Origin of the sequence: Streptomyces sp. NPDC088252 (assembly GCF_044740965.1) — a bacterium.
GTDB lineage: Bacteria > Actinomycetota > Actinomycetes > Streptomycetales > Streptomycetaceae > Streptomyces.
This window is the reverse complement of sequence record NZ_JBIURS010000071.1, coordinates 1-1,537: the sequence shown is the minus strand read 5'-3', so window position 1 is coordinate 1,537 and position 1,537 is coordinate 1. Positions and strand designations below refer to the sequence as shown.

The 1,537-nt window shown below is 70.7% G+C and carries 2 protein-coding genes; both read right to left on the bottom strand.

Annotated elements, in window-relative coordinates:
- Positions 1-80 precede the first annotated feature (80 nt).
- A complete protein-coding gene (locus ACIOHC_RS43820) occupies positions 81-1,043 on the bottom strand; it encodes an electron transfer flavoprotein subunit alpha/FixB family protein (RefSeq protein WP_401847048.1) in 963 nt (320 codons plus the stop codon).
- A 57-nt stretch (positions 1,044-1,100) separates the two neighbouring features.
- Positions 1,101-1,537, bottom strand: a 437-nt coding sequence (locus tag ACIOHC_RS43815) for an electron transfer flavoprotein subunit beta/FixA family protein (RefSeq protein ID WP_401847045.1), incomplete at its 5' end; no start/stop codon positions are given.

Here is a 1,537-nt window from a genome sequence, read left to right as displayed (position 1 = left end):
CTCGAAAGCGGTCCGGGGCCGTGTGGTGAGTACACACCACACGGCCCCGGACCGTCGGGACAGCGTCGGGGACGCAGGGGTCAGCCCTTGCGGGACTTGACCTCGTCGGTGAGCTGGGGCACGACCTGGAAGAGGTCGCCGACGACGCCGTAGTCGACGAGGTCGAAGATCGGGGCCTCGGCGTCCTTGTTGATCGCGACGATCGTCTTGGACGTCTGCATGCCCGCCCGGTGCTGGATCGCACCCGAGATGCCCGAGGCGATGTACAGCTGCGGGGAGACGGACTTGCCGGTCTGCCCGACCTGGCTGGAGTGCGGGTACCAGCCCGCGTCCACCGCGGCACGCGACGCGCCGACCGCCGCACCGAGCGAGTCGGCGAGCGCCTCGATGACCGCGAAGTTCTCCGCACCGTTGACGCCACGGCCACCGGAGACGACGATCGCGGCCTCGGTCAGCTCCGGACGCCCCGTCGACTCGCGCGGCGTACGGGAGAGCACCTTCGTGCCGGCGGCCTGCGCGGAGAACGACACCGCCAGGGCCTCGACCGCACCCGCCGCCGCAGCCGCCTCGACCGGAGCCGAGTTCGGCTTGACCGTGATCACCGGCGTACCCCTGGAGACCCGGGACCTGGTCGTGAACGACGCCGCGAACGCCGACTGCGTGGCGACCGGACCCTCCTCACCGGCCTCCAGATCCACCGCGTCCGTGATGACGCCCGAACCGATCCGCACCGCGAGACGCGCCGCGATCTCCTTGCCCTCCGCGGAGGACGGGACCAGCACCGCCACCGGGGACAGCGCCGCATGGGCCGCCTGCAGCGCATCCACCTTCGGCACCACCAGATACTCGGCGAACTCCGGCGCGTCAGCGGTCAGGACCCGCACCGCACCGTGCTCGGCCAGCACCCCCGCGGTGTCGGCGGCACCCCTGCCCAGCGCGACCGCGACCGGCTCACCGACCCGACGCGCCAGCGTCAACAGCTCCAGCGTGGGCTTGCGGACCGCACCGTCCACGTGATCGACATAGACGAGAACTTCAGCCATGGGACTTCAATCTCCTGCGAGTAGCGAAGAAACAACGGGGAACGGACAACGCGGGAATCAGATGAACTTCTGGCCGGCCAGGAACTCGGCCAGCCGCCTGCCGCCCTCGCCCTCGTCCTTCACGATCGTGCCCGCCGTACGGGCCGGACGCTCCACCGCGGAATCCACCACGGTCCAGGCACCCGCCAGACCGACCTCGTCCGCCTCGATCCCCAGATCCCCCAGATCCCAGGACTGCACCGGCTTCTTCTTCGCCGCCATGATCCCCTTGAACGACGGATAACGCGCCTCACCCGACTGGTCCGTCACCGACACCACCGCCGGCAACGACGCCTCCAGCCGCTCCGACGCCGTGTCACCGTCCCGCCGGCCCGTCACCGTGCCGCCCCCGACAGAGACCTCGGACAGCAGCGTGACCTGCGGGACACCCAACCGCTCCGCCAGCACCGCCGGCAGCACACCCATCGTGCCGTCCGTCGACGCCATCCCGCAGA

What these genes read in the sequence shown, in the direction of transcription:
- ACIOHC_RS43820 (WP_401847048.1), bottom strand. Translation starts at nt 1,043, where the DNA reads ATGGCTGAAGTTCTCGTCTATGTCGATCACGTGGACGGTGCGGTCCGC.